Annotated in this window: 17 protein-coding genes; 9 read left to right on the top strand and 8 right to left on the bottom strand. The window is 63.7% G+C overall.

Annotated features, from left to right (window positions below):
• The first annotated feature begins 41 nt into the window (after positions 1-41).
• Positions 42-608, top strand: coding sequence for an ADP compounds hydrolase NudE (nudE, locus tag RTH74_RS06585; RefSeq protein WP_106733634.1), 567 nt, complete (start codon positions 42-44; stop codon positions 606-608).
• Entirely contained in the window at positions 605-1,423 is an 819-nt protein-coding gene (gene cysQ / locus RTH74_RS06580) for a 3'(2'),5'-bisphosphate nucleotidase CysQ (RefSeq protein WP_316914144.1), read from the top strand. Before nudE ends, cysQ begins: the two co-directional genes overlap by 4 nt.
• Before the next feature lie 107 nt (positions 1,424-1,530).
• On the opposite strand, the gene RTH74_RS06575 is transcribed toward cysQ, so the two are convergent.
• From RTH74_RS06575 to gshB, 8 genes are all read right to left on the bottom strand, one after another.
• The gene (locus RTH74_RS06575) at positions 1,531-3,438 is read right to left on the bottom strand and encodes a beta-ketoacyl synthase (RefSeq protein WP_316914143.1); all 1,908 of its coding nucleotides are present in this window, start codon (positions 3,436-3,438) and stop codon (positions 1,531-1,533) included.
• A gap of 304 nt (positions 3,439-3,742) precedes the next feature.
• On the bottom strand, positions 3,743-5,014 hold the full coding sequence (locus RTH74_RS06570; protein ID WP_316914142.1) for a dihydroorotase: 1,272 nt from the start codon (positions 5,012-5,014) through the stop codon (positions 3,743-3,745).
• Positions 5,014-6,021 carry an aspartate carbamoyltransferase catalytic subunit gene (locus tag RTH74_RS06565; protein WP_011920651.1) on the bottom strand — a complete coding sequence of 336 codons (1,008 nt, stop codon included), beginning with the start codon at positions 6,019-6,021 and terminating at the stop codon, positions 5,014-5,016. Before RTH74_RS06565 ends, RTH74_RS06570 begins: the two co-directional genes overlap by 1 nt.
• A 10-nt stretch (positions 6,022-6,031) precedes the next feature.
• Entirely contained in the window at positions 6,032-6,535 is a 504-nt protein-coding gene (gene pyrR, locus RTH74_RS06560) for a bifunctional pyr operon transcriptional regulator/uracil phosphoribosyltransferase PyrR (protein WP_125879105.1), read from the bottom strand.
• A gap of 30 nt (positions 6,536-6,565) precedes the next feature.
• Positions 6,566-7,003 carry a Holliday junction resolvase RuvX gene (ruvX, locus tag RTH74_RS06555; protein WP_143504664.1) on the bottom strand — a complete coding sequence of 146 codons (438 nt, stop codon included), beginning with the start codon at positions 7,001-7,003 and terminating at the stop codon, positions 6,566-6,568.
• The gene (locus tag RTH74_RS06550; RefSeq protein WP_316914141.1) at positions 7,000-7,569 is read right to left on the bottom strand and encodes a YqgE/AlgH family protein; all 570 of its coding nucleotides are present in this window, start codon (positions 7,567-7,569) and stop codon (positions 7,000-7,002) included. The genes ruvX and RTH74_RS06550 overlap by 4 nt, the downstream gene beginning before the upstream one ends.
• A gap of 94 nt (positions 7,570-7,663) precedes the next feature.
• Complete coding sequence (locus tag RTH74_RS06545) at positions 7,664-8,560, bottom strand: energy transducer TonB (protein ID WP_099522896.1); 897 nt, start codon at positions 8,558-8,560, stop codon at positions 7,664-7,666.
• Between the two features lie 88 nt (positions 8,561-8,648).
• Positions 8,649-9,605, bottom strand: coding sequence for a glutathione synthase (gene gshB / locus RTH74_RS06540; RefSeq protein WP_099522895.1), 957 nt, complete (start codon positions 9,603-9,605; stop codon positions 8,649-8,651).
• A 242-nt stretch (positions 9,606-9,847) separates the two neighbouring features.
• On the opposite strand from gshB, the gene pilG reads away from it, so the two are divergent.
• The 7 genes from pilG (at position 9,848) to RTH74_RS06505 (ending at position 22,565) form a co-directional block, all read left to right on the top strand.
• A complete protein-coding gene (gene pilG / locus RTH74_RS06535) occupies positions 9,848-10,255 on the top strand; it encodes a twitching motility response regulator PilG (protein ID WP_017678433.1) in 408 nt (135 codons plus the stop codon).
• A gap of 46 nt (positions 10,256-10,301) precedes the next feature.
• Positions 10,302-10,667, top strand: a complete 366-nt coding sequence (gene pilH / locus RTH74_RS06530) for a twitching motility response regulator PilH (RefSeq protein WP_099522894.1) — start codon at positions 10,302-10,304, stop codon at positions 10,665-10,667.
• Between the two features lie 45 nt (positions 10,668-10,712).
• Positions 10,713-11,249 (top strand): chemotaxis protein CheW, encoded by a 537-nt coding sequence (locus RTH74_RS06525; protein WP_099522893.1) that lies wholly within the window; start codon positions 10,713-10,715, stop codon positions 11,247-11,249.
• 81 nt (positions 11,250-11,330) lie between these two features.
• Positions 11,331-13,367 (top strand): methyl-accepting chemotaxis protein, encoded by a 2,037-nt coding sequence (locus tag RTH74_RS06520; RefSeq protein ID WP_106733642.1) that lies wholly within the window; start codon positions 11,331-11,333, stop codon positions 13,365-13,367.
• Between the two features lie 60 nt (positions 13,368-13,427).
• Positions 13,428-14,288, top strand: a complete 861-nt coding sequence (locus RTH74_RS06515) for a protein-glutamate O-methyltransferase (RefSeq protein WP_099522980.1) — start codon at positions 13,428-13,430, stop codon at positions 14,286-14,288.
• A 25-nt stretch (positions 14,289-14,313) separates the two neighbouring features.
• Complete coding sequence (locus tag RTH74_RS06510) at positions 14,314-21,549, top strand: Hpt domain-containing protein (RefSeq protein ID WP_316914140.1); 7,236 nt, start codon at positions 14,314-14,316, stop codon at positions 21,547-21,549.
• The gene (locus tag RTH74_RS06505) at positions 21,546-22,565 is read left to right on the top strand and encodes a chemotaxis protein CheB (RefSeq protein WP_125834961.1); all 1,020 of its coding nucleotides are present in this window, start codon (positions 21,546-21,548) and stop codon (positions 22,563-22,565) included. Before RTH74_RS06510 ends, RTH74_RS06505 begins: the two co-directional genes overlap by 4 nt.
• Positions 22,566-22,575: the final 10 nt, after the last annotated feature.

The following is a 22,575-nucleotide window of genomic DNA, read 5'->3' as shown; positions in this document are numbered from 1 at the left end:
GCTGTATGATAACCCGCTCGGTCCCGCCAAGGAGTCGCCTCATGCGCCAAAAGCCCACGGTTCTCGCTCGCGAAATTGTCGCCAGCAGCCGTCTGTTTCGTGTCGAGGAAGTGCAGTTGCGCTTCTCCAACGGCACGGAGCGCACCTATGAGCGACTGGTCGGCAAGGGCTCGGGCTACGGCGCGGTGATGGTGGTGGCGATGCTCGACGCCGAGCACGCGGTGCTGATCGAGGAGTATTGCGGCGGCACCGATGACTACCAGCTGTCGCTGCCCAAAGGCCTGATCGAGCCGGGTGAAGACGTGTTGGTGGCAGCCAACCGCGAGCTCAAGGAAGAGGCCGGTTTCGGCGCGCACGAACTGGAGTACATCACCGAGCTGAGCCTGTCGCCCGGTTACATGAGCCAGAAAATTCAGGTGGTACTGGCGCGCAACCTTTATGAAGAGCGCCTGCCGGGTGACGAGCCCGAGCCGATGCGGGTCGACCGCATCAGCCTGCGCGAGCTGTCCAGCCTGGCTCAGCACGAACAGTTCAGCGAAGGCCGTGCGCTGGCTGCGTTGTACCTGGTGCGCGATCTGCTGACTCAGCGCGGGGATTACCGTCCGTGAGTCATCCCTTTATTCCCCAGGTGATCGAACTGGTTCGTGCGGCGGGCGCGGCGACGCTGCCGTACTGGCGCAGCGGTGTGGCAGTGACGGAGAAAGCCGATGCCTCGCCGGTGACCGCTGCCGACCTGGCCGCGCACCATATCCTGCTCGATGGCCTGCAGGCGCTGGCACCGGAGGTGCCGGTGCTGTCAGAGGAGGCCGCCGACATTCCGCTGGCTGAGCGCGCCGCCTGGACGCGTTGGTGGCTGGTCGATCCGCTCGATGGCACCAAGGAATTCATCGCCGGCTCCGAAGAGTTCACGGTCAATGTCGCGTTGATCGAACAGGGACGAGTGGTCTTCGGTGGGGTCGGCATTCCTGCCAATGGCCGCTGCTATTACGGCGGCGCTGGTTTGGGCGCCTGGTGCAGCGATATGCCGGGCGAGGAGCATTCGATCAGCGTGCGCCTGGCGCCCGCGCAGGGCTTTACCCTGGTGGCCAGCAAGCGCCATTCGAGCCCAGCGCAGGAAACTCTACTCGCAGGTCTGGCCCAGCGTTTCGGTGAGCCGGCGCTGGCCAATATCGGCAGCTCGCTGAAGTTCTGTCTGCTGGCTGAAGGCAATGCCGACTGCTATCCGCGCCTGGCGCCCACCTCGCAGTGGGATACCGCAGCCGCGCAGGGCGTGCTGGAAGGGGCAGGTGGCGAAGTGCTGGATCTGGCTGGCGAAGTGCTGACCTACGAGGCGCGCGAATCCTTCCTCAATCCGTCTTTCCTGGCGCTGCCGGCCGCCGCCGAATGGCGTGGCGAGCTGATCGAGCTGGCGCGTAGTCTGTAGCCTTGACACTTTACCTGTAGGAGCGAGCTCTGCTCGCGAACCCTGGTGACCCAGAAGCTTCGCGAGCAGAGCTCGCTCCTACGGTTTGTGCGTCGTTGCTGCTTCGCTCAATCGAGCATATCGCTATAGCGCGCGTCCTTCCTGAACACCAGCGGCTGGTCGAAGCCCGGCACCTTCACTTCTTCGGTGGTGATGGAGATCGCCTGGTCGTCGATCATGTCGTTGCCGAAGTTGTAGATGATGTCCAGCTTGCCCTGCAGAGCAAGTTGGTCATATGCGGCTGCGGCGGCACGGGTGCCCTCACGGCGTGCCAGGTAGGCATCGAATGCAGTCTGGCCATGACGCTTGCGCAGCATGCGCTCGGTCACGTGAGGGGCCAGCACCAGAGCGCTGGCGTTGTTACCGCCGAAGCCCTTGGAGTTGATGAAGGCGACGTCCAGCGCCTGCTCGCCGACCTTGCGGTCTTCGGTGGACAGGCTCAGGTGATCCTGGTGCACGTCGCCAGCGACTGCGTCGATGGTCTTCAGGCCCGGCACGATGCCGTACTTGAAGGCGCCGAGTGCGCCGATCACCTGGTCGCCGCTGGCGGTGGCCAGGGAGTGGCCGACGAAGGCCTTCACCGCTGTGACCGGCCACTGTTCGATGCCGAAGGCCGCCGCGACGCGGTTGAGGATTTCCGACTCGGTGACGCGGTTGGCCGGGGTGCTGGAGCCGTGGGCGTGGACGAAGCTGCGGTTGCGCACGGCGTCCAGGCCGAGCAGTTGCACGGCGCTGGCCACGGCCTTGGCCACGGTCAGGTAGTTGCCCGGGCCGGGGGCGGAAATGGATTTCTTGAAGCCATCGGCGTTGATGAACACGTCCGGCACGGCACCGTGGATGTCGGCACCCAGTTCCAGGGCCAGCTCATCGTCCATCAGCACCACGAACTGGCAGGCTTCGGCCAGGGTGAAACCGCAGTTGTCGCCGAACGGACGGCTGGCGCGGCGGAAGTCCACCTCGCTCTTGCCCTCGATCTGGCGCAGGCCTTCCTCGGTGGCCAGTGCGCCCATGGCGCCGTAGCCCTCGATGCATTCCTGGTTGATCGGCGCCTCGCTGCTGCCGACGATGACCACGCGCGCCTTGCCGGAGGCGATCTGCTCGATGCCTTTCTGCAGGTTGTAGAGGAAGGTGGCGCAGGCGCCGGTGATGCTGCCGGTGGTGCCGACGCTACCGAGCACGTAGGCGTTGATGAAGTCGGCCGGCATGGTGTTCAGGCCCAGGGCCAGTTGCTTGGCCGTGACACGGCCGCCCTTGAGGCGCGACTGCATCATGCCACCGAAGCCGTTCTCGTCGAGCTGGCTCATGATGCAGCTGGCGAACACGGCGATCTCGTCCGGGGCGACGTGCTGGACGATGCGCTGCCAGTCGATGCCCACCGAGCGCAGGGCGTCGGTGACGCCAACCACGGTCATGGCCAGGCCGCGCGGGTGAAAACGGGCGTTGTACAGCTCGCTTGGCTCGAAGCCGGTGGGCAACTGGCCGGCGGATTTCACTGCCAGCGGGCGATAGCTGTCGACCTTGAATTCGCAACTGTCATGCAGGGTGACGCGTACTTCGTTGCCTTCGAGCTCTTCGACCGACCAGTTGGCCGGCAGCGGCTCGGGCAATTGCTTGCGCTGAGTGATGAAGCTCAGGTTGGCGCCATTGACGGGGGCGAGGCTGATGCTTTTTTGCCAGTGGGCGGCGTCCGGGTCCAGGTGCTGCTTCTCGAGACGGCGCACCAGGGTGCCGGCGAGGATCTCCTTGGCGTAGCGGCTTTCGATGTCGGCGAGGCTCAGCGCCTGGCCGTCCTGATCCTGGTACTGGCCATCGACCACGCGCACCAGTTTCATCATCTGCGCCAACCCGGCCAGGGTTTCCTGGCGCGCCTGGGGTTCCAGCGACTCCTGCACGGTGCGACGGAAGCCATGGTGGAAGGAGCTGCGCCCGGCTGCGTTGTAACCCCCAAAACCCACGATCACAGGTAAGCGCGACATAAATCAAAAGCTCCTGAACAAGGCCAGCGCGACGCCAGGCCGGCGCCTTCGGGCGCGAGCGGGGTCATAGGGCGGTGGCATTTGGAAAATTTCGGCTGCCTAACCTGACGTGGATCATGACCGTCGAGTCACTACTTCGTCCAATGTCGTGGCAAGAGCGGGGCGTGTCGCGGATGGGAAGGTCGCCTGGACGTAGGGTGCGCCGTGCGCACCGCGGCCTTCAGCGGTTGGTGCCTGCGGCCTGGGCGACCCCGCGACACCCTACGGAGCTGGCGAGCCCGCCGGGTGGCGGGCTCGTATCGGTTCAGCCCTGGTAGCTGATATGCCCGTCGACCAGCGTGTAGCGCACCGCGCCAGGCAGGCAATGGCCGATGAACGGGCAGTTGCTGCCCTTGGAGTACCACTGCTCGCCGGCGATGGTCGAGGCCTGCGCATCGAACAGCACGATATCGGCGGCGCCGCCGACGTTCAGGCTGCCGGCTGGCAGGCGCAGCGCGGCGGCGGGGCCGTTGGTCAGGCGCGCCAGCAGTGTCGGCAGATCCAGCAGGCCGTCCTGCACCAGGCTCAGGGCCAGTGGCAGCAGCAACTGCACGCTGCTGATGCCCGGCTTGGTGGCGGCGAAGGGCGCCAGCTTGGCATCGCGCTCGTGCGGCTGGTGGTGACTGGAAATGGCCGAGATCACCCCGGCTTTCACCGCTTCGCGCAGACCGTCGCGGTCGGTGCGCGAGCGCAGCGGCGGTTGCACGTGATAAAGGCTGGAGAAGTCGATCAGCGCCTCGTCGGTGAGGATCAGCTGGTACAGCGCGACATCGGCGGTCACCGGCAGGCCGCGGGCCTGGGCGGCGGCGATCAGCTCGGCACCACGGGCGCTGGTGATCTGGCTGAAGTGCGCGCGCACGCCGCTCTGTTCCACCAGCAGCAGGTCGCGAGCCAGGGCCACGGTTTCGGCGGTTTCCGGGATGCCGGCCAGGCCGAGGAAGCTGGCGGTCGGGCCTTCGTGCGCCAGGCCGCCTTCGGCCAGATCGGCATCCTGCGAGTGGAAGATCACCTGCAGGTCGAAGGTGGCTGCATATTCCAGCGCACGGCGCAGGGTACGGCTGCTGCGGAAGTTGTCCAGGCCATTGCCGAAGGCCACGCAGCCAGCGTCGCGCAGGGCGACCAATTCGGCGAGCTGCTCGCCAGCCAGGCCCTTGCTCAGCGCGCCGATGGGAAAGACCTTGGTGTGCCCGGCTTCGCGGGCGCGGTCGAGGATCAGCTCGGCCACCGCCGAGGTGTCCAGCACCGGCTTGGTGAACGGTGGGCAGCACAGGCTGGTGACGCCGCCGGCCGCTGCTGCCAGGGTTTCCGTGGCGATGCTGCCTTTGCGGCTGTAGCCAGGCTCGCGCAGGGCCACCGACAGGTCGACCAGGCCGGGCGCTGCGATCAGACCTTGGGCGTCGAGACTGTTGTCGGCAACGAAGCCGGCCGGCGCTTGACCAGTGGCGACCAGCTTGCCGCCATCTATATAGAGATCGGTGACCTGATCCAGGCCGCTGGCCGGATCGATCACGCGGGCGCCGAGGATTGCGGTGCGCATCAGTTGGCCTCCTCGGCGTTGAGTTGACGTTGGGCGTTCTGCCCGCTCATGGCCATCGACAGCACGGCCATGCGGATGGCGATGCCGTAGGTGACCTGGTTGAGGATCACCGACTGCGGGCCGTCGGCCACTGCCGACTCGATTTCCACGCCGCGGTTGATCGGCCCCGGGTGCATCACCAGTGCATCCGGCTTGGCCAGCTTGAGGCGTTGCTCGGTCAGGCCGAACAGGCGGTAGAACTCACCCTCGCTGGGCAGCAGGCCGCCCTGCATGCGCTCGCGCTGCAGGCGCAGCATGATCACTACATCGACGTCCTTGAGGCCTTCATTGGCGTCGCTGAACACGCGCACGCCGTAGCTTTCCTCCAGGCCGATGGGTAGCAAGGTCTTCGGCGCGATGACGCGGATGTCCGGGCAGCCCAGGGTCTTCAGGGCCAGCATGTTCGAGCGTGCTACCCGCGAGTGCAGGATGTCGCCGACGATGGCCACCGAGAGGTTCTCGAAGTCGCCCTTGTGGCGGCGAATAGTGAGCATGTCGAGCATGCCCTGGGTCGGGTGCGCGTGGCGGCCGTCGCCACCGTTGATGATCGCCAGGTTCGGGCACACGTGCTCGGCGATGAAGTGCGCAGCGCCGGAGTCGGCATGGCGCACGACGAAGATGTCGGCGGCCATGGCTTCGAGGTTGCGCAAGGTATCGAACAGCGTCTCGCCCTTGCTGGTGGAGCTGGTCGAGACGTTGAGGCTGATGACGTCGGCCGATAGGCGCTGGGCGGCCAGCTCGAAGGTGGTGCGGGTGCGCGTGGAGTTCTCGAAGAACACGTTGCACACGGTCTTGCCGCGCAGCAGCGGGACTTTCTTCACGGCCCGCGCGCCGACTTCGAGGAAGGAGTCGGCGGTGTCGAGGATTTCGGTCAACAGCTCGCGGGGCAGGCCGTCGAGTGAGAGGAAATGGCGCAGCTGACCTTGGTCGTTCAGCTGCAGCGGGCGCTTGGCGGCGAGTGGCGTCATCGCGGGGGTCTCAGTTGGCGAGCGTCTGGAGTTCGAGGGTCAGCGGCGTGGGGCCGGACAATTTTACCCGCTCGTTGGCTGCCAGCGACAGGGTGGCACCGACCACGTCGGGGCGAATCGGCAACTCGCGGGCATCGAGGTCGAGCAGGCTGACCAGGGTCACACTGGCCGGGCGGCCATAATCGAACAGTTCGTTCAGTGCGGCGCGGATGGTGCGGCCGCTCATCAATACGTCGTCGATCAGTACCAGGTGCTGGCCTTCGATCTCAAACGGCAGCTCGGACGGTTGCACCTGTGGGTGCAGACCGTTCTGGGTGAAGTCGTCGCGGTAGAAGGACACGTCGAGCACGCCCAGCGCGTCGTCACGATTCAGGGCCTGCAGCAGGGCCTGGGCGACCCAGACACCGCCAGTGCGGATGCCGATAAAACGCGGTTCGCTGATCTGGCGCCGATTCAGATGCTGGGTCAGGGCGCTGGCCATGGCCGGTAGTAGATCGTTGGGGTTGGGTAGCATGGCGAAACTCCTTGGTGCGTGCTGACTCGATCAGCCCGTGCAGTTTTCCTCTAACCAGCCCTGTAGCAACAAGGCTGCAGCAATGGCATCGACGGGGCGCTCGCGATAGCCGCCACTCTGGCCTTCGCGTAGGCGCTGGCCCTTGGCCTCGAAGGTGGTCAGGCGTTCGTCGTGGGTGAAGGCCGGCAGGTTGAAGCGGCCGTTGAGGCGGCGGGCGAATTTCTCGGCGCGGGCGCTCATCTCGCTGGGCGTGCCATCCATGTTCAGCGGCAGGCCGACCACCACGGCGTCCGGCTGCCACTCCTTGATCAGTGCTTCGACGCGGCTCCAGTCCGGCACGCCGTTCTGCGCCTTGAGCACACACAGTTCGCGGGCCTGGCCGGTGATTACCTGGCCGACGGCGACGCCGATCTGCTTGGTGCCATAGTCGAAGCCCAGCAGCAGGCGCAGTGGCTTGTCGCTCATCAGGCGTGCCCGACCTGAGAAGTCAGCAGGCTGAGGTTGACCCCCAGGCGCGCAGCTGCGGCATTCAGGCGTTGGTCGAACGGCAGGTCGAAGAGAATGTTGCTGTCGGCGGGGCAGGTCAGCCAGGCGTTGTCGGCCAGTTCGGCCTCCAGTTGCCCGGCATCCCAGCCGGCGTAGCCGAGGGTGATCAGGTAGCGATCCGGGCCGCTGCCGTCGGCGATGGCGAACAGCACATCCTGCGAGGTCGAAAGCCCCAGTTCGCCCAGCTCCAGGGTCGCCTGGAACTGCGGGCCAGCTGAATGCAGGACGAAGCCGCGGTCAGTCTGTACCGGGCCGCCGGCGAAGATCGGCAGGCTGTGGCACAGCGCCGCGGGCTCCTCATCGGGGCGTAATTGCTCCAGCACATCGGCCAGGTTGAGGCCATTGGGCTTGTTGATCACCAGGCCCATCGCGCCCTGCTCGTTGTGTTCGACCAGGTAGGTGACGGTCTGCGCGAAATTCGGATCGTCCATGTGCGGCATGGCGATCAGGAAGTGGTGCTTGAGCGAGGTAGGGGCTGAACTCTTCATGTCGGCTAGTTTGAAGCCGCAAGCTGCAAGCGACAAGCATCAGCAGAAGAACCTCCGTCGCGGTTCTCCGTATTGAGGCTTGTCGCGGCTCTGGCTAGTTGCTCGACAGGCGGTCGCCGCGCTCGAAGCGCCAGGTGCGGATGATCTCCAGGCGGTCGATATCAGCCAGGTCGCCGGTGAAGGGCGCATAGGGCGCGGCCAGGCGCACGATGCGCTGCGCGGCCTGGTCGAGCATGGCCTGGCCGGACGATTCCAGCACCTGGACCTCGTACAGCGAGCCGTCACGGTTGATCGACACCAGCAGGCGCAGGCTACCGTAGATGCGTTGGCGACGAGCATCGTCGGGATAATTCAGGTTGCCGATGCGCTCGACCTTCTTGCGCCATTCGTCCTTGTACCAGGCGCCCTTGTCACGCATGGTCGAGGCAGCATTGAGGCGGTGGATCTTCGGGCGTTTGGCGTACTGCTGAACCTCCTGGGCAAGCTCCGCCTCCAGGCTGGCGATCTCGGCGGACAACTGAGCGGAGTCGAACACTGGCGCAGGCTGGGTTTGAGGCACCGGCTTGGTTTCTTCGCGTTTGACCGGAGTTTTCTGCTGCTGTGGTGCACGTGTAGCGACCGCGGCCTTGGGTGCTTCCTGTTTGGTGGCGGGCTGTTGCGGGGTGGCGGGCGGTGTGACCTTGCGCACCTCGCTGTCCTGGAAGGGCGCTTGTTCGGTGGTCTTGGGGGCAGCTGCATGTTCCAGCGTGCCGCTGCCTTGCTGGTTGTCCTGCGCCAGGAAATCCGCTTCTTTGGGCTTTTCTTCGCTCTTGAAAGTGGAGAGCGTGATTTCCAGCGTCTTGCTGATTTCTGGCGGAGACTCCAGGGTAAAACCGACGCCGAGGATCAGTGCCGCGTGCAGTGCAGCCGCGAGAAACAGGGTGAATCCCAGGCGGTCCGCCGGTCGTGCGTTGGCGGAGGAGGTGGTCGGTGGGGAGGCTGCTGCGTTCATCGCGTATCGGGTCTGCTTTCGAATGTCGCGCAGTCTGCCGGGTAGCAGTAGGCGCCTGCAAGTTGCAGGCGCCAGGCTGCCACCTGCGTCAAGCTTTTAACCCGCGCTTGCGTGCAATGCAGTCCATCAGTTGTTCGCCGATGCGGGTGTCGAATGCTGCATCGATCTCGCGGATACAGGTCGGGCTGGTGACATTGATTTCTGTCAGATGGTCACCGATCACGTCGAGCCCAACGAAGATCAGGCCTTTTTCGCGCAGGGTCGGGCCGACTGCGGCGGCGATCTCACGATCACGTTCGGTCAGTGGGCGTGCCTCGCCACGGCCACCTGCGGCCAGGTTGCCGCGGGTCTCTCCGGCAGCCGGAATACGTGCCAGGCAGTAGGGTACCGGTTCCCCGTCTATCATCAGGATGCGTTTGTCGCCGTCCTTGATCGCCGGCAGGTAGGCCTGCGCCATGATCTGCTGGTGGCCGTGCAGGGTCAGGGTTTCCAGAATCACCGAGAGATTCGGGTCGCCCTCACGGTGGCGAAATATCTGCGATCCGCCCATGCCATCAAGGGGTTTGAGAATGATGTCACGGTGCTCATCGGCAAACTGGCGCACAATGTCGGGGCGCCGGCTTACCAGAGTCGCAGGTGTGTATTGAGGAAACTGGGTGGCGAAGAACTTTTCATTGCAGTCGCGCAGACTCTGCGGCCGATTGACCACCAGTACGCCGTCGCGCTCGGCCTGCTCGAGCAGGTAGGTGGAGTAGACGAACTCGTTATCGAAGGGCGGGTCCTTGCGCATCAGGATCACGTCCAGTTCGGCGAGCGGCGTGTCCTGTTCCGTACCAAGGGTGAACCAGCGCTGCGGATCGTTGAATACTTCCAGAGAGCGCAGGCGGGCGCGAGCCTGACCGCGAACCTGATAGAGATCCTGCTGCTCCATGTAGAACAGCGACCAGCCGCGTGCTTGAGCGGCCAGCAACATGGCCAGCGAGCTGTCTTTCTTGAAGGAGATGCTGGCAATAGGATCCATGACGATCCCGAGACGAAGGCTCATGGGGGGATAAACTCCGTGAGATGAGGGTGAAGGCCGGGCTGACCGAGCCGAATGACGGCTCTCAGGGTGGCGCCGGCCGGGCCGCGTGGTCAAGGGCGGAGCTGCCCGGGAAGCCTTATAGATTGCATCTGGAGAGTGTGCTAAAAAGGCCCGACGATTGGGTCAAGACCCATCGAAGACTGGGCCTCAGGCATACTGATAACGCGAATATAACGACTCACCGAGGCGATGGTAGGGCAAACATGGAACAGCATACCGAGGGTTTGAAAGTGATGGTGATCGACGATTCGAAAACGATTCGTCGCACCGCTGAAACTCTGCTGAAAAAAGTGGGTTGTGATGTCATCACTGCGGTCGATGGCTTCGATGCCCTGGCCAAGATTGCCGACACGCATCCCAGCATCATCTTTGTTGACATCATGATGCCGCGTCTCGATGGGTATCAGACCTGTGCCCTGATCAAGAACAACAGTGCTTTCAAGTCCACGCCAGTGATCATGCTGTCCTCCAAGGACGGCCTGTTCGACAAGGCCAAGGGGCGTATCGTCGGCTCCGACCAGTACCTGACCAAGCCTTTCAGCAAGGAAGAGCTGCTCGGTGCTATCAAAGCCCACGTGCCTGACTTCACCCCAGTGGAACAAGCCTCCTGACGTTCCGGCCTGACCGCCGTACGCCACTTCTGTATTGGGAAACACCATGGCTCGAATTCTGATTGTTGATGACTCACCGACCGAGATGTACAAGCTGACCGCCATGTTGGAAAAGCATGGGCATCAGGTACTCAAAGCGGAAAATGGCGCCGATGGCGTAGCTCTGGCTCGCCAGGAAAAACCCGATGCGGTGCTGATGGACATCGTCATGCCCGGCCTCAACGGTTTTCAGGCGACCCGTCAGTTGACCAAGGACGCCGAGACCAGCCACATCCCGGTGGTCATCGTTACCACCAAGGATCAGGAGACCGACAAGGTCTGGGGCAAGCGCCAGGGCGCGAAGGACTACCTGACCAAGCCGATCGATGAAGATACCTTGCTGAAGACTCTCAATGCGGTGCTGGCCGGCTGATGCCGTGCTGCTCGCGTACTAAATAAAAAGAAGGCCAAGGCTGGCATGTCCGTGCAGACTCCTTTCCAGATTCTCCTCGAGATCGACCAGCGTTGCCGAGCCCTGGCGGCCGGCCTGCCGTCGCAGCAAGCGGCGGTACAGACCTGGAGCGGTATCGGCTTTCGCATGGGTGAGCGATTCTTCGTCGCGCCGATGGGGGAGGTGGGTGAGGTACTGCATGAGCCGCGCTACACCCTGCTGCCGGGTGTCAAAGGCTGGGTCAAAGGGGTGGCCAACGTGCGTGGCCGCCTGCTGCCGATCATGGACCTGTGCGGGTTCTTCGGTAATGAGTTGTCGCCGCTGCGCAAGTTGCGGCGAATTCTGGTGGTCGACTATCAGGAAATCTTCGCTGGCCTGACGGTCGATGAAGTTTTCGGTATGCAGCACTTCCCCGTGGATGCATTTTCAGAACAACTGCCGCCTCTCGAGGCGAGCATTGCGCCGTTTATCCACGGTGTCTTTCAACGAGAACAGCCCTGGTTGGTGTTCAGCCCTCATGCGCTGACGGCCGATCCTGGCTTTCTCGATGTGTCCTTTCAGTAGATTTTCGGTTGGGTCGGTTCTTCCGGCCCTTTGGCGTTACATGGGAACCGTAGTGCGGTCGGTCCAGGCGGGGGCCAGAAAATGAAAAAATTCAATGCAGGTAATTTGTTGGTCGGGGCGCGCAGTAGCACGCTGATCGCGACGCTGTTCGTCGTGCTGATCGTGTCCATCGTGTTGTTGTTTGCGAACTTCGCCTACATCAACACCCAGTCCAACTACGATACCGAGTACATCAGTCACTCCGGTGAGCTGCGCGTACTGTCCCAGCGTATCGCCAAGAACGCCACGGAAGCTGCGGCAGGTAAAGCCGAAGCGTTCGGCCTGTTGCGCGACGCGCGTAACGACTTCCAGCTGCGCTGGGGGTATCTGACCGATGGTGATGCCAGCAGTGGCTTGCCGTCGGCGCCCGCGTCGGTGCAGGCGCAGATGGCAGCGGTGCAGCAGGACTGGGATAGCCTGCGGCAGAATACCGACGCCATTCTGGCCAGTGAGCAGACCGTACTGTCCCTGCACCAGGTAGCCGCCACCCTGGCGGAAACCATCCCGCAGTTGCAGGTCGAGTACGAGGAAGTGGTCGACATCCTGCTGGAAAGCGGTGCGCCGGCTGCCCAGGTTTCTGTAGCCCAGCGCCAGTCGCTGTTGGCCGAGCGTATTCTCGGCTCGGTGAACAAGGTACTGGCCGGTGACGAAGACTCGGTACAGGCCGCCGACATGTTCGGCCGTGACGCCAGCCTGTTCGGCCGTGTACTGGCTGCAATGCTCGAAGGCAACGCGGCGATGGAAATCAGCCAGGTGACCGACGAGGAAGCCCTCGAACGTCTGGCCGAGATTTCCGAGCTGTTCGAATTCGTATCCGGCTCGGTGGACGAGATTCTCGAAACCTCGCCAGAACTGTTCCAGGTACGTGAATCGGCGAACTCGATCTTCACCGTGTCGCAGACCCTGCTGGACAAGGCCTCCGAACTCGCCGTCGGCTTTGAGAACCTGGCCTCGGGCCGTGCCATCAACACCCTGTTCGGCTACGTGCTGGGTGGCCTGGCGCTGGGTGCGATCATCCTCATCGGTCTGGTGATGGTGCGTGAAACCAACCGCCGTCTGGCCGAGACCGCCGAGAAGAACGAGCGTAACCAGGCCGCGATTCTGCGTCTGCTCGACGAAATCGCCGACCTCGCAGACGGTGACTTGACCGTGGCCGCGACGGTAACCGAAGACTTCACCGGTGCCATCGCCGACTCCATCAACTACTCCATCGACCAGCTGCGCGACCTGGTAGCCACGATCAACCTGACCGCCGTTCAGGTTGCCGGTGCTGCCCAGGAAACCCAGGCCACGGCGATGCACCTGGCGGAAGCTTCCGAGCACCAGGCGCAGGAAATTGCCGGCGCCTCTGCGGCGATCAACGAAATGGCCGTGTCGATTGACCAGGTATCGGCGAACGCCTCGGAATCCTCCGCGGTAGCGGAACGTTCCGTAGCCATCGCCAACAAGGGTAACGAAGTCGTACACAACACCATCACCGGCATGGATAACATCCGTGAGCAGATCCAGGACACTTCGAAGCGGATCAAACGCCTCGGTGAGTCGTCCCAGGAGATTGGTGACATCGTTAGCCTGATTAACGACATTGCCGACCAGACCAACATCCTCGCACTGAACGCCGCGATCCAGGCCTCCATGGCCGGTGATGCAGGCCGCGGCTTCGCCGTGGTAGCGGACGAGGTACAGCGCCTCGCAGAACGTTCCTCGGCGGCGACCAAGCAGATCGAGGCGCTGGTAAAAACCATTCAGACCGACACCAACGAAGCCGTTATCTCCATGGAGCAGACGACTTCCGAAGTGGTGCGCGGTGCCCGCCTGGCGCAGGACGCCGGGGTGGCACTGGAAGAGATCGAGAAGGTATCGAAGACCCTCGCGGCCCTCATCCAGAACATTTCCAACGCCGCGCGTCAGCAGGCCTCTTCGGCCGGCCACATTTCCAACACCATGAACGTGATCCAGGAGATCACCTCGCAGACGTCCTCGGGTACCACCGCCACCGCCAAGAGCATTGGTAACCTGGCCAAGATGGCCAGTGAGATGCGCAAGTCGGTGTCCGGTTTCACCCTGCCAGACGCCTGATAAAGGAGTGCGAAGGCTGGCGGCAGCCTTCGCTACATAGCCATGACTCAGGGCGAAGGTATGCAGTCAGCGGGCGTTTGGGCATTGCGCCCGGTGGCCGATATGTCGCAAGCCGATTTTCACGACTGGCAGACGTTGCTCGAAGCGCGTACCGGTGTGGTGATCAGCGAGCAGCGGCGCGCCTTTCTGCAGACCAACCTGAGTGCGCGCATGCGCGAACTGGGCGTCACGGATTACGCCAGCTATTACCGTCAGGTCACCGATGGCCCGCGTGGCGCGGTGGAGTGGTCGACCCTGCTGGATCGTCTGACCGTGCAGGAAACCCGCTTCTTCCGCCACCCGCCGTCCTTCGAGGTGCTCTCGCAGTACCTGCAGGAGCGTCTGGCGGCGGGCCTGGGCAAACCCTGGGAGTTCTGGAGCGTGGGTTGCTCCAGTGGTGAAGAGCCTTACTCGCTGGCGATTCAGGCCGCGGATGCGCTTCAAGGCAGCGAGTTGCCCGAGCACTTCGCGGTAACCGGCACGGATATCAGTCAGGGCGCACTGAGCAAGGCACGCGAGGCGTGTTATTCGGTGCGACGCCTGGAGCAGGTGAGTGACGAGCTGCGCGAGCGCTACTTTCTCGCACAGGCCGATGGACGCTTCAAGGTAGTACCGAGCCTGGCTGCGCGTGTGTGCTGCGCCAAGCTCAATGTGCTGGAACTGGCCAAGGCGCCGATGTCCGGCATGGATGTGATTTTCTGTCAGAACTTGCTGATCTATTTCCGCCGCTGGCGTCGCCGCGACATCCTCAATCGCCTGGCCGAAAGCCTGGCGCCGGGTGGCCTGCTGGTCGTGGGCGTGGGCGAAGTAGCCGGTTGGCAGCACCCGCAACTGGTGCCGGTGGCCGACGAGCGAGTTCTGGCGTTTACCCGCAAGGGATAAGGCCAAGTTTATGAGTGGAGTGGCTATGGGTGATCGGCATGATTATGTCGCCCTGGAGTGGGTCAAAGGCGAGATCGGGGAAACCCTGAAGCAGGCGCGGCAAGCCCTGGAGGCGTTCGTCGAGAACCCGCAGGACCCTACGCGCATGCGCTTCTGCCTGACCTACGTGCACCAGGTTCACGGCACCTTGCAGATGGTCGAATTCTACGGCGCCGCGTTGCTCGCCGAAGAAATGGAACAGTTGGCCAAGGCATTGATGGAAGGTCGCGTAGCCAATCAGGGCGAAGCCCTGGAAGTGCTGATGCAGGCCATCCTGCAACTGCCGGTGTACCTCGACCGTATCCAGACCGCTCGCCGCGACCTGCCCATGGTCGTGCTGCCGCTGCTCAACGACCTGCGTGCCGCCCGTGGCGAGAAGCTGCTGTCGGAAACCAGCCTGTTTTCCCCGGACATGTCCGCGCGCCTGCCGGCGCTGCCATCCGACAGCCTGGCGCGCCTGCGTACCGCCGAGCTTCCCGTGCTGTTGCGCAAACTGCGGCAGATGCTGCAAATGGCCCTGGTCGGCGTGATCCGCAATCAGGAGCTGGCGACCAATCTGGGCTATATGGCGCGCGTCTTCGCGCGCCTGGAAACACTGTGCAAGGACGCCCCACTGGGCGGCCTGTGGCAGATCGCTTCCGGCATGGTCGAAGGTCTGGCCAACGGTAGCGTGGTCAACGGCACGTCGGTGCGTACCCTGCTGCGCCAGGTCGACAAGGAGCTCAAGCGCCTGGTCGAACAGGGCGCCGATGGCATCAACCAATCTGCGCCCGATGAACTGACCAAGAACCTGCTGTTCTACGTCGCCAAGGCGCCAGCACAGTCGCCGCGCATTCGTGCGCTGAAGGAGCAGTACCGCCTCGACGAAGCACTGCCCGACAATGAGGTGGTGGACGAAGAACGTGCTCGCCTGGCCGGGCCAGACCGTGACGCCATGCGTTCGGTGGTCGCCGCGCTGTGCGAGGAACTGGTGCGGGTCAAGGACAGCCTCGATCTGTTCGTGCGCAGCGATCGTAGCCAGCCCGGTGAGCTGGACGCCCTGCTTGCACCGCTCAAGCAGATCGCCGATACCCTCGCGGTGCTTGGCTTCGGTCAGCCGCGCAAGGTCATTCTCGACCAGATCGACGTCATCCATGGCCTGTCTCTCGGTCAGCGCGAGCCCAACGATGCGGTGCTGATGGACGTCGCTGGCGCGCTGCTCTATGTCGAGGCGACGCTGGCCGGCATGGTCGGCCCGAGCGATGACGGCCCGAACGAGCAGAGCCATCTGCCGACCACCGACGTGGCGCAGATCCACCAGCTTGTCATCAAGGAAGCGCGCAATGGCCTGGAACAGGCCAAGGACGCGATCATCGAGTTCATCGCCTCGCAGTGGAACCACGAGCACCTGGCCCGTGTGCCCGAGCTGCTGACCCAGGTCCGTGGCGGCCTGGCGATGATTCCGCTGCAGCGCGCTGCCGACCTGCTCAATGCCTGCAATCGCTACATTCAGGAACAGCTGCTGGCGCGCAAGGCCGTGCCCAACTGGCAGAGCCTGGACACCCTGGCCGATGCCATCACCAGCGTCGAGTACTACCTCGAACGGCTGTCCGAGGACCATGGCACGCAGGGCGATCTGATTCTCGACGTTGCCGAGGAAAGCCTGGAAACCCTGGGTTACCCGCTCAAGGAAAAACCGTCGATCCTCGACCGTGTCGAGCCGCAGGAAGAAACCCTGGCACCGCTGGCTGACCCGCTGCAGGAAATCGAGCTGCTGGGCGCCGAAGACGAACAACTCGAAGAGCCCCTGGCTGAGAGCGAGGCGCTGACCTTCGATGTAGTCGAGCCGTCCAGCGATGAGGTTGCGGATCTGCAACTGCTGGACGCTGAGCCCGAGCAGTCGGGCGCCCGTGAGACTGCCGACAGCTTTACCTTCGAGCTAGACGAGCTTGAAGAGCTACCCGCCCTGCAGGACGAAGAGACTGTTGCCGCACCGCTGCTTGACGCTGAGCCGGAGCTTGAGCTCGAAGAGCTGAGCCTGGATCAACTGGCCGAGCCGGCGCAGTGGGATGAGCTGGAACTGGCCGATCTGGAGCTACCGGAAGTCGAGCTGCCCAGCGCACCGCAGGTGCAGGAGCTGCCGGATGAACCGGCAGCGGAGAAGCCGCTGTCGATGGCCGATGTCATGGCCGCTCCGGTACAGGCGATCAACCCGCCTGCTGCCGACGTGCCGCCGAGCCTGCTGCCGCCGCCTGCCGACGAAGAGCCGGTGGACGAAGAGCTGCTGGAAGTCTTCATCGAAGAAGTCGGCGAAGTGCTGGAAACCATCGGTGAGTACCTGCCGCAGTGGCAGGCCGATACCGACAACAAGGACGCGCTGATCGAAGTTCGTCGCGCCTTCCACACGCTCAAGGGCAGCGGGCGCATGGTTCGCGCGCTGATCATCGGTGAGCTGGGCTGGTCCATCGAGAACCTGCTCAACCGCGTGCTGGACCGCAGCATCGAGCCGAACGCGCCTGTGCAGCAGGTGGTACTCGATGTCGTGGCCCTGATGCCGGCGCTGGTCGACGAGTTTGCCGCCAAGGCGCAGCGTCAGCGCGACGATGTCGATCTGCTGGCGGCCACCGCGCATGCCCTGGCCAAGGGGCTGACGCCCCCAAAATCTAACGCCCCGGCCACCCAGCAGGTAGCCGAGCCCGTGGGCGTTGACGACGCTACCGAGGTCGTCGAGCTGGACGAGTCGGCCAACGACCAATCGCTCGATGGTGAGCCCCTCGACCCGCAGTTGCTGGAAATTTTCCGCAACGAGGCGGAAACCCATCTGGATACCCTGGTGGGCTTTCTTGCCGACTGCGCACAGGAACTGCCGCAGCCAGTCACCGACGACCTGCAGCGTGCGCTGCACACCCTCAAGGGCAGCGCCTATATGGCCGGGATCCTGCCGGTGGCAGAAATCGCGGCGCCGCTGGAAAAGCTGGTCAAGGAGTTCAAGACCAACCTGATCCAGGTGGATCTGGCGGCTGCCGAGCTGTTGAGCAGCGCCGAGGGCGTGTTCCGTATCGGTCTCGACAATCTCGAGACCCAGCCTCTGGCACCCATTCCTGGCGCAGAGGCACTTCTTGCTCGCGTCCAGGCGTTGCATCAGGAGCGTCTCGCCAGCGCCGAAGACGAGCGTATGGCGCAGAGCGGCGAAAGTCGCGACCCGCAGATGATCAGCATCTTCCTCGCCGAAGGCATGGATATCTTGCTGGACGCCGAGGACCTGCTACGCAAATGGCGTGAGCATCCGTCCGAGCGCCAGGAGCTGTCCGCGCTGCTGGAGGAGCTGACGACCCTCGGCCGTGGCGCCGAAATGGCCGAGCTGCCGCAGATCGACGAGCTCTGCGAAGCCCTGCTGGATCTCTATGGCGCCGTCGAAGAAGGCAGCCTGGCAGTCAGCGAGCGCTTCTTCGACGAGGCGGAGAAGGCCCACGAAGCGCTGATCGGGATGATGGATCAGGTCGCTGCGGCCTTGCAGGTCACCCCGCAACCCGAGCGGGTGCAGGCGCTACGTGATCTGCTGAGCGAAGCCATCGATCCGCATACCTTGGCCTTGCTGACGCCTGGCGTCGAAGGGCTGGAGGTCATCGAGTTGGACCAGGCCACCGCCGAGCTGGAACAGGAAGCCGAGGCTGAGCCGGTGATATGGCAAGAGGCACCCGCCGAGCCGGAAGTCGCCGTAGACATTGATCTGGAGTCGCAGTCCGAGGCCGAGCTGGGCTTCAGCCCTGTCGACGCCGATCTTGATGAGGAAATGGTCGAGATCTTCCTCGAAGAGGCCGTGGATATTCTCGACAGCGCTGGTCAGGCGCTGGAGCGCTGGCTCAGTGAGCCGGACAACACCATGCCGCTGTCCTCACTGCAGCGTGACCTGCACACCCTCAAGGGCGGTGCGCGCATGGCCGCGATTCGCCCGATTGGTGATCTTGGCCACGAACTGGAGTCGCTCTACGAGGGCTTGGTCGACCGCCGTTACAGTCATTCGCCGGCACTGGGCAATCTGCTGCAGCAAAGCCATGATCGCCTGGCGCAGATGCTCGATCAGTTGCAGGCCCGACTGCCGTTGGTCTCTGGTGACGACTTGATTCAGGCCATTCGTCAGTTCCGCCAGGGTGGTACGCCGCAGAGCCTGTCGGCGGCCGTCGCCCAGGTTGAGCCGGAGCTGGACGACGAACCCGTCGAGCCGATCGAGGTGGTGGAGCTGGACAGTCTTGAGCTGCCGCCTCTGGCGTTGGTCGAAGACGAAATTGTGCTCGACGAAGTGCCACAGGCAGAGCCAGAGGCAGTGTTGCCGCTGATCGACGAAGTCGAGCTGGTAATACCCGAAGACGAACTGCCTGTTGCCGAGCCCGAGCCGCAAGGTACGACGCTGGCCAACTGGCATGAAGAGCGTGATCCTGAACTGGTGGAAATCTTCCTCGAGGAAGGTTTCGACATCATCGACAGTGCTGGCGCCGCTCTGCAGCGCTGGGTGGGCGATGTCGACAACAGCCTGGAGCTGGAAGCCCTGCAGCGTGACCTGCACACCCTCAAGGGTGGTGCGCGCATGGCTGAAATTCGTGAAATCGGTGATTTGGCCCACGAGCTGGAATTCCTGTACGAAGGTCTCGGCGGTGGTCGTCTGCGGGCTAGCCAGGAGCTGTTCACCCTGTTGCAGGCCTGTCACGACCGCCTGGCCGAGATGCTCGAAGCCGTGCGAGATAAGCGGGCAGTGCCGCAGGGCCATGCCCTGATCGAGACGATCAAACGCTTTCGTGCCAACCCTGACGAGCAACTGAGCATGCCGTCGGCCGTACAGCTCAGGGCTGTGGTCGAGAGCGACGAGGCCGAAGAGGCTGACAGCGACATTCTCGATATCTTCCTCGAAGAAGGCGATGACCTGCTCGAGGCGATGGAAGTGTCGATCGGGCGGTGGGAAGAACAGCGCGATGATGTCAGCGCCATCGACGAAATGCTGCGCACGCTGCACACCCTCAAGGGTGGTGCGCGTCTGGCTGGGCAGAAACGCCTTGGCGATCTGAGCCACGACCTGGAACAACATCTCAGCGAGGCTCTGCTGCAGGGCGCTCCCTGGCCGGAGAGCCTGTTGCTCGACGTGCAGTCCGGTTTCGAAGGGCTGCAGAATGAGCTCGACGTGCTGCGCCAGCGTCTTAGCGCCAGTCTCGGTGATGAGCCGGTGGCGGCCGATACCGAGGTCGAGCCAGCGGCAGCACCTGTGAGCAATCTGCTCAACCCGATCGTTGCTGCCAGTGACGTGCCAAGCCAGTTGCAGGCGCCGAAGGTGCTGCCGTTCGTACAGCGTGCGCAGGAGGCCGCACTGGAGGCAGCGTCCCGCCGTGCGCCACAGGAGCTGGTCAAGGTGCCAGCCGAGCTGCTCGAAGGCCTGGTCAACCTGGCCGGTGAGACATCGATCTTCCGCGGACGTGTCGAGCAGCAGGTGAGCGATGTCGGTTTCACTCTGAGCGAGATGGAAGCGACCATCGACCGCGTACGTGACCAGCTGCGCCGTCTCGATACCGAGACCCAGGCGCAAATTCTCAGCCGCTACCAGGCCGAGGCCGAGCGCGCCGGTTATGAAGATTTCGACCCGCTGGAGATGGACCGCCACTCGCAACTGCAGCAGCTCTCGCGCGCGCTGTTCGAATCGGCCTCCGACTTGCTCGATCTGAAGGAAACCCTGGCGGCGAAGAACCGCGACGCCGAGACCCTGCTGCTGCAACAGGCGCGGGTCAATACCGAGCTGCAGGAAGGTCTGATGCGCACCCGCATGGTGCCGTTCGACCGCCTGGTGCCGCGTCTGCGCCGCATCGTGCGCCAGGTTGCGGGCGAACTGGGCAAGCAGGTGGAGTTCGTCGTCGGCAACGCCGAAGGGGAAATGGACCGCACGGTGCTCGAGCGCATCGTCGCGCCGCTGGAACACATGCTACGTAACGCCGTCGATCACGGCATCGAGCTGAGCGATGTACGTCGCGCTGCTGGCAAGTCGGAGACCGGCACCATCCGCCTCAATCTCGGTCGTGAGGGCGGCGATATCGTTCTTACCCTGGACGATGACGGCGGTGGTATTCGCCTGGAAGCCGTGCGGCGCAAGGCCATCGAGCGTGGGCTGATGGACGCCGACAGCGACCTGAGCGATCACGAAATCCTGCAGTTCATTCTTGAGGCGGGTTTCTCCACTGCCGAGAAGGTCACGCAGATTTCCGGCCGTGGTGTCGGCATGGACGTGGTGCACTCGGAGGTCAAGCAGCTCGGCGGTGCGATGAGCATCGACTCGACGCTGGGCCAGGGTACGCGCTTCACCATTCGCCTGCCATTCACCGTGTCGGTCAACCGTGCACTGATGGTGTACTCCGGCGAAGACCTCTACGCCATCCCGCTGAACACCATCGAAGGTATCGTGCGGGTGTCGCCGTTCGAGCTGGAGGCCTATTACGCGCCTGACGCGCCGCGCTTCGAATACGCCGGGCAGGCCTACGAGCTGAAGTACCTGGGCGATCTGCTGAACAATGGCCAGCATCCCAAACTGGTGGGTCAGAGCCTGCCGCTGCCGGTGATTCTGGTGCGTTCCAGCGAGCACGCCGTGGCGGTGCAGGTAGACAGCCTGGCCGGTTCGCGCGAGATCGTGGTGAAGAGCCTCGGCCCGCAGTTCGCCGGGGTGCACGGGATCTCCGGTGCGACCATCCTCGGTGACGGCCGCGTGGTGGTGATTCTCGATCTGCTGGCGACCATTCGTGTGCTGCATGCGCATCTGCAGAATCAGCTGACGCCGCGCCTGGCTTCGCGTCAGGCTTCGGCCAGCGAAGAGGTGGAGATCGACCGTCCGACGCTGGTCATGGTGGTCGACGACTCGGTCACCGTGCGCAAGGTCACCAGCCGTTTACTCGAGCGTAATGGCATGAACGTGGTCACCGCCAAGGACGGGGTCGACGCTATTGCTCAGCTCCAGGAACACAAGCCTGACATCATGCTGCTGGACATCGAAATGCCGCGCATGGATGGCTTCGAGGTGGCCACGCTGGTGCGCCACGACGAGCGCCTGAAGGACCTGCCGATCATCATGATCACCTCGCGTACCGGCGAGAAGCACCGCGAGCGGGCCATGTCCATCGGCGTCAACCAATACCTCGGCAAGCCCTATCAGGAGTCCTTGCTGCTCGAGACCATCGCTCAGTTGGTGGATAGCCATCGGGTCAAACGGACATGACAGACAAAACCTCCGCGCGCATTGCAGTAATCGCCGACACCTCGTTGCAGCGCCATGTGTTGCAGCAGGCATTGGCCGGTGGCGGTTATCAGGTAGTGCTCAACAGCGACCCGGCGCGGCTCGACGAGGAGCAACTGGCTGCCTGCGAAACCGACCTGTGGTTAGTGGACCTGGCTCAGTCGGAAGATTCGCCGCTGGTCGACAGCCTGCTCGAGCGTGCCAGTGCCCCCGTGCTGTTCGGCGAGGGGCATGCGCCCGAGCGTCACTCGGAGAACTACCCACGCTGGGAGCGCAGCCTGTTCGGCAAGCTCAAGCGCCTGGTCGGTGATCCGACTCAGGCGGTCGGGCCCAGCCTGCAGGCACTGCTCGATGAAGCGCAGCGTCCGGCGCGTCTGGAACTGCCGCAAGCGCTGGCCAATACGCCGCTTAAAGCTGGCGAGCCGGCACGCCAGGTCTGGCTGCTGGCTGCCTCGTTGGGTGGCCCGGCAGCGGTCAAGGCATTTCTCGATGCCTTGCCGGGTGGCCTGCCCATCGGTTTCATCTATGCCCAGCACATCGACGCCAGTTTCGAGGCGGCCTTGCCGCAGGCAGTGGGTCGACACAGCCAGTGGCACGTCAACTCGGCACGTCATGGCGATCCGGTGCGGTGCGGTGAAGTAGTGGTGGTGCCGATCAGCAACGAGCTGGGCTTTGCCGAAGACGGTGCGATGCAGATTACCGAACGCGGTTGGCCGGAGCCCTACAGCCCTTCCATCGATCAGATGATGCTCAATCTGGCGCAGCAATTCGGCGGCCTGTGCGGTGTGATTGCGTTCAGCGGCATGGGCAGTGATGGCAGTGCCGCTGCCGCTTACGTCAAACGCCAGGGTGGCTTGATCTGGACCCAGCGTGCCGACAGTTGCGCCAGCCCGAGTATGCCCGACAGCCTGCGCGAGGGCGGCTACAGCAGTTTCAGTGCCGACCCGCGTGAGTTGGCCGTGGCCCTGGTCAATCACCTCGCCGAACATTGCAGTTGAGGACGTTTCA

It is taken from the genome of Pseudomonas sp. zfem001, from assembly GCF_032621725.1.
Taxonomy (GTDB): Bacteria; Pseudomonadota; Gammaproteobacteria; order Pseudomonadales; family Pseudomonadaceae; genus Aquipseudomonas; species Aquipseudomonas sediminis.
The sequence above is the reverse complement of the archived record's forward strand: the minus strand, read 5'-3'. Positions and strand labels throughout refer to the sequence as shown.